This window comes from Microcoleus sp. OTE_8_concoct_300, assembly GCF_031383065.1.
Lineage (GTDB): Bacteria > Cyanobacteriota > Cyanobacteriia > Cyanobacteriales > Microcoleaceae > Microcoleus.
The window spans coordinates 1-6,135 of the sequence record NZ_JANMZH010000273.1 but is presented as its reverse complement, the minus strand read 5'-3'; the positions used below and the strand labels follow the sequence as shown (position 1 = coordinate 6,135).

Here is a 6,135-nt window from a genome sequence, read left to right as displayed (position 1 = left end):
ATTTTCAATACCCCCAGGGGAATTCGAATCCCCGTCGCATCCGTGAAAGGGATGTGTCCTAGGCCTCTAGACGATGGGGGCGCGTTGCGTTTGCTTGTGTTCCGCACCTTTATTACCTTAACTAATCTTTCCCAATCTGTCAACCACTTTGCGAAAGTTTTTTTTCTACTCGTCCGAAAGCTCGTCACAGTAGGCTTTGAGGATGGTGGCGCAATTGCCGATCGCCCCGAGATGAGCAATTTCAAAGCCGTGGGTGTTCTGGGTGGGGAAAGCCAAACAAGCGGCGCGGGCTACGTGGCCGAACTTCATGGCGATCGAAGCATCGCTCCCAAAACCGCTAATTACCGCCAACTGCACCTCTACATCAGCTGCTGCGGCTGCTGCGCGCAATTGGGCGTTCAATCCTTCATCGTAGACTCCGTAGCCGTCCTGAACCAGCAAAACCGGGTTTTCGCCGTCAGAAATCGGGTATTCCGGTGCCAGAGGGCAAATTTCCAAAGCGATCAGCGCGTCCAACGGCTGGCGCTGCGTGAAATACAAAGCTCCGATCGCCCCAACCTCCTCCTTCGCCGACGCTACCAAATAAACATTCACCGCAGGCTCTTTCAAACATTCCGCCAGAGCCAGCAAAATCGCCACTGAAGCCTTGTTGTCCAGAGTGTAGCTCGCGATCCAGTCCTTCAACCGCAGCGGGCGCTTGCGGTGCTTTCCCACCACCATCCGCGTGCCCGGTCGAATTCCGGCCTCGGCTAATTCCTCGGCGGTACACTTAGTTTCGATCCAGGCATTTTCCCACTTTAAAGAAACATCTTCCTGCTGAGCTTTCTGAGGAGATTCGTGAGAAACATGGCGGGAACCGAAGCTGAGAATGCCGCTAATTGTTTGCTTGTCTCCGAGCAAATCCACCACGCCTTCGCCGTAAACCCAAGGAAACGCGCCGCCCAATCTGCGGACTTCCACGCGGCCACTCTCGCCTATTGTTTTAACTAGGGCGCCAATTTCGTCTTTGTGGGCGGTAATGGCGATCGACTTTTCGGGATTGCGACCCTTAATTAGGGCGATCGCATTGTCCGCGCGATCGACGATCGCATTCACTCCCAGGGCGGCGAATTTTTCCATCAACCGCTGGTTAATTTCCGATTCCGCACCGCTGGGTGAGTGCAGCATTACTAATTCTTCGATTGTTTGGAACAGGCGATCAAACTCTAACATTTTTGATTTTCGTTTTTAGGAGCGAATTTTGACATATATTAAAGCACATTTACCCACTATTTACCGGCAGTACACTTAGTTTTAATTCAGGTATTTTCCCACTTGAAAGAAACATCTTCCTGCTGAGTTTTTTGAGGAGCGTAGAAATGAAGCAATTGGAGGCAGCAAAGAGCGATTGAGTAACAAGATTCATGCGAGCGCGTGGATGCGTTGGGCAATCCGTTGCGGTTTCACCTCGTTCCCGGACAAGCTGGTGACGCCATAAGGAGCCGACCAACAGCAGCCGTTACTGGTGGGGGATACACTGCTGGCTAACAAGGGCTATGATGCAGAGTGAGGCGTAATTGACCCCCTCAATGCCGAGGGGAAGAGCGCCATGATTTCACCTCGGCACCACCGCAAGATCCTGCGAACTTACGATACGGAATTGTACAAAGCCCGTCATTTGATTGAAAACTTTGCCGCCAAGCGGCTGCTGTATCCGGCAATCGCGACGCCCTATCACCCGTCAGGCGGTGAACTTTCCGGCGTGCGATTCTTCTCACTGCTGGGGTCATCTGGTTGAATTGATGACACCCCCTAAATTAACTTGACAGTTCCGTAAACTAATATGCCTGACCTCTTGACTACCTTCTTTGCGAATAATTTCATTCCTCACGGGCATTGTTACCTCTGGAAACCCGGGTTAGTCTGGCTGCACTTAACGTCAGATGTAGTGACTGCCTTCGCGTATTACTCGGTGGCGGTTGCCATTGTTTACTTTACGAATCAGCGTAAGGATCTGCCTGGCCACACGGTGATGCTGCTGGTGGGTTTCTTTTTTATCTTTGCCTTATGTGGCACAACCCACCTGATGGAAGTAGTGACACTTTGGCACCCCTTCTACTGGCTTTCAGGACTGATCAAAGCGGTGACTGGTGCTTGGTCTTTCTATACGTTCACCTTTTTACTGATTCCCTTAATTCCAGTGGCCCTCGATGCGCCAAGTCCAGCCCAACTCGCCCTTACAAACCAGGAACTAGAGGAGAGTCGCCGCTGTATCCAGGCGATTAATGTCGAGCTAGAGCAACGGGTGCAGGAACGCACCGCCCAATTGGAAACGTCTAATCGCACCAAAGACGAATTATTGATGCGCGAACAAATGATTCGGGCAGAGGCAGAGGCTGCCAACCGTGCCAAGGATGAGTTTCTCTCTATTCTTTCTCATGAACTCAGAACTCCTCTCAACGCTATCTTAGGATGGTCAGCGATGTTACGGCAGCGAACCCTGAGCGAGGATAAGGTCCTGCGGGCTTTGGAGACGATCGAGCGAAACGCCAAGTCTCAAGCCCAGTTAATCGAAGACATCCTCGATGTTTCTCGCATCATTACGGGTAAACTGCGCCTCCAAGTCCGTCCAGTCAACCTCGTGCCCGTGATTGAATCTGCGATTGAGTCTGTACGCTTGGCGGCTGAGGCCAAATCAATTCGCCTGCAAAGCGTGCTCGATTCTCAAGCCGGTTTGCTCTTGGGTGATGCCAATCGGTTGCAGCAAGTTGTGTGGAATCTACTTTCTAACGCCCTCAAATTCACGCCTAAAGACGGGCGAGTCGAGATTCGTTTGCAGCGGGTTAATTCTCATGCTGAAATTACTGTCAGCGACACTGGACCCGGCATCAGCTCGGAGTTTCTACCGTTTGTCTTCGATCGCTTCCGCCAGCACGACAGCACCACCACTCGCAGTTATGGGGGGTTGGGTTTAGGGTTAGCCATTGTGCGTCAATTAGTTGAATTGCATGGCGGGACTGTAACCGTAGTGAGTCCAGGGATAGGACAGGGGACGACCTTTACAGTCACACTGCCCGCGATGATTATCCCTCTACCACCGAGCGATCCAGAGCGATTAAACTCGATCGTGGAGGCGAAGCGGAGGGTTGAGGCGTCACCCACCCTTGAAGGCTTACAAATCTTAGTGGTAGATGACGAGGCTGACGCGCTAGAGTTGCTGAGCACGATTCTGCAAAATAATGGTGCTGAGGTCATCGCTGTTGCTTCGGTCAACCAGGCGTTGACCATTATCGAAACCGCAACGGATCGCAGCCCCCATGTTTTAGTGAGCGATATTGGGATGCCGGATGAGGATGGCTACTCCCTGATCCGCAAGTTGCGCCAACTTGAAGCGCAGCGAGGCGGTAAGCTACCCGCGATCGCGCTGACGGCCTATGCCGGGAGTGACGATCGTCGGCAGGCACTATTAGCAGGTTTTCAGATGCATTTGACCAAACCCGTAGATGCAGCCGAGTTAGTGGCGGTGGTTGCCAGCCTCACCGGACGTACAAGCAGGTGCTAAAACCCTGGTGTATTAAACTCGTCCTTTTACTGCTTCTGTCGCAAAAACTGTTCAAGAACAAATGTCGCCTTTGAGAATAATTAATAATTGGGTTCTTGTCAGCTTGGGGAGAAGGCTAGCGGTTGTGCCGGACCAAGCTTGTGAGTGTCGTCTCCAGCACAAACCTCTGTTAACTTGATTTGTGTCAAGGATAGGAAGCACTCTGAGTGGTTATAGAGTAGAGCCTGCATGAGTCCTACATTCTCTAGGGCGCCAATTTCATATTTTTTGTGAGCGGTAAGGACGATCGACTTTTGGGGCTTGCGACCGAGAATTAGGGCGATCGTATTGTCCGCACGATCGACGATCGCATTCACTCCCTGGGCGGCTAATTTTCCCATCAACCGCTGGTTAATTTCCGACACCGCACCGCTGGGAAAGTGGAGCATGACTAACTCTTCAATTGTTGCGAACAGTCGATCGAACTCTAACATTTTTTATTCCCGTGTTTTGGAGCGCATTTTGACATATATTAAAGCATATTTACTCTAATTTTACTATTCTAACCAACAAAAAAATCACTCTATCTACTGATATCTTGCTCCCCGATCTACCCAAGACAATAAGCCTAGTTTTTTGACTAAAAATTTCGCCTTTTATGTTTAAAGCACCGCCAGAAACCCAGTTTCCAAGCGGTGCAAAATGTGAGTTAGTACCGAAAAGTTTTCCCTCTGCTAACGTTATTATAAACTTTAAAACTTTCTCAACTTCTCGCTATGCTTTTCCATAAAATTCAGCAACTCGTGCATCGAAAAATTAGAGCAAAAAAGTTAGGGATAAAATTTAACAGAGTTGCTCGGTTTCAGTTGCCGCAACAATTAATAGTCCAAGGAAAACGCCATCAAGTAAACGTGCCTTCAGAGAAAGGCATGAACGGAGAATTTATAGAAGTGCTTTTAGACGACTGCTACGGAGTCGAGCAATTATCTGAATCCCTGATGACAATTATTGATGTTGGAGCCAATGTCGGCTTATTTCCGATTGCTGCGAGGAACAGGTTTCCCCAGGCCGTAATTCACGCCTACGAAGCTAATCCCTACCTAGAAAATTACCTCAAACATCAATCTAAAATAGCAAATTTTACCTATTTTATGGAAGCAGTAGGAGACCGAGATGGTAAAGTAGTCCTTGACATTCGGGAAGTCTCCGGAAAAACCCGATCGACCGTTAGCGAAAGCGGCGACATACCGATGGTATCATTTCGCAGAGCGATCGAGCGAATTGGTGGCAGCGTTGATTTAGCAAAAGTAGACTGCGAAGGTGCAGAATGGCTGTTATTTAAAGATACAGAGATTTGGCAATTCGTGCAACACCTTTCTTTAGAATATCACTTGTGGTTTGGTCACACTCACGCCGAAACCCGACAAGTTATTCAAAACTTAGGATTTCGGATCAGAAAGCAAATACCAATAGATAAATGGTACGGCTCGATCTTAGCATCCCGAACCCGCAACCCTCAGTGATATAGCAGATATTGAAGGAATAAGGAAGTTCGGCAACGGATTCGCTTTCAGAGGATTTAACGGAGGTCAGTCAGAAGCTTTTAGTTATCTCTGGGGGTGACAAATATAGCTATAAACCATGCCTTACCCTGGTTGCATCCCGCTCGTCCATGTCGATAAAAGTGACCATTATTACGAGTTAACTTCATTAACTATTCTATTCGGCTGGCCTCATCCCGATGCGTGCAAATAGACTGCCAGCAGGTAAAATAAAGAGAGTAGATCAGGGAAAAAAATCAGCCTAACTCCCGAAGAACAATTACGCCGATCAGCTTGTATTCACGAAATAGCCCAAATCAAGAATAAAAATACAGATTCAGAAGATAGGGCGACCTTAGAAGGGCTTGAGAAAATAATGTAACGTTTTAGCCAAGCTCGATCGCCCCTGCGGGCTATTTCAATTCTTCCGCGTGAAACACTACTTAGAAGAAATCCTAGGCTGTCCTGTGAATTTGGGAACGGAGAAAGCTGAGAAAGCGTATTTACAATCGCCGGTTCTCCAGGAAGCGGTCCGCAGCTTCTAAAGATTGGCGAATTAGCATTTAATATAGCTCTGGTCGCTGTTAAGCGAATCAGCATTTTTATCTAATTTGAATAAAATAAGCAGGAATACCGGCACCCTCGGTTTAAAAATTACAATCAGGGATAATACTTAGCAATAAAATGCTGAGTTAGCTGTTCCGTAACAATTTATAAAAAATACCCTGAAAACCCTGTGACTAAAGTCCAGGTATGAAAGGGCATGGCAGGATTTATCCTGCCTATCAGATATACCAATTGCACAAATGTCTGGCAAGTGTGCTATCGTCAAAAGAGTAGAAAGTTGCGAATTTTGAGAAATCAAGTATCTAGCTTAACAGCAGTACGGATGCTCAAAATAATTAATCACAACCAATACTAAGGTTCTGAATCGATTAAATCGTCAGTAAAAGACGTTAAAACCTACCCCCGGACTGGAGGAAAGTCACGACCGAGGAGCTAGTTGTAAGACTAGGATAGCAGACCGCCATTTTTGGCAAAAGGATTGCGCCCGGAAACCCTGGCAATAGGGAT

General features: G+C 48.1%; 5 protein-coding genes and 1 tRNA gene. 3 read left to right on the top strand and 3 right to left on the bottom strand.

The genetic code is table 11. The features are described from left to right. Positions 1-8: 8 nt before the first annotated feature. Positions 9-81, bottom strand: a tRNA-Glu gene (locus tag ACUVJL_RS12780). Positions 82-165: 84 nt separating this feature from the next. Continuing rightward, a complete protein-coding gene (locus ACUVJL_RS12775; RefSeq protein WP_445246190.1) occupies positions 166-1,212 on the bottom strand; it encodes a M42 family metallopeptidase in 1,047 nt (348 codons plus the stop codon). Between the two features lie 376 nt (positions 1,213-1,588). Between ACUVJL_RS12775 and ACUVJL_RS12770 the strand changes: the two genes are divergently transcribed. Both ACUVJL_RS12770 and ACUVJL_RS12765 read left to right on the top strand, forming a co-directional pair. After that, positions 1,589-1,777 carry a hypothetical protein gene (locus tag ACUVJL_RS12770; protein WP_445246189.1) on the top strand — a complete coding sequence of 63 codons (189 nt, stop codon included), beginning with the start codon at positions 1,589-1,591 and terminating at the stop codon, positions 1,775-1,777. A gap of 45 nt (positions 1,778-1,822) precedes the next feature. After that, positions 1,823-3,541, top strand: a complete 1,719-nt coding sequence (locus tag ACUVJL_RS12765) for a hybrid sensor histidine kinase/response regulator (RefSeq protein ID WP_445246188.1) — start codon at positions 1,823-1,825, stop codon at positions 3,539-3,541. Positions 3,542-3,639: 98 nt separating this feature from the next. Here the strand turns inward: ACUVJL_RS12765 and ACUVJL_RS12760 are convergent, their stop codons facing one another. Next, positions 3,640-4,014 carry a hypothetical protein gene (locus tag ACUVJL_RS12760; protein ID WP_445246187.1) on the bottom strand — a complete coding sequence of 125 codons (375 nt, stop codon included), beginning with the start codon at positions 4,012-4,014 and terminating at the stop codon, positions 3,640-3,642. A gap of 282 nt (positions 4,015-4,296) precedes the next feature. On the opposite strand from ACUVJL_RS12760, the gene ACUVJL_RS12755 reads away from it, so the two are divergent. Next, the gene (locus ACUVJL_RS12755; RefSeq protein WP_445246186.1) at positions 4,297-5,043 is read left to right on the top strand and encodes an FkbM family methyltransferase; all 747 of its coding nucleotides are present in this window, start codon (positions 4,297-4,299) and stop codon (positions 5,041-5,043) included. The last annotated feature ends 1,092 nt before the right edge of the window (positions 5,044-6,135 follow it).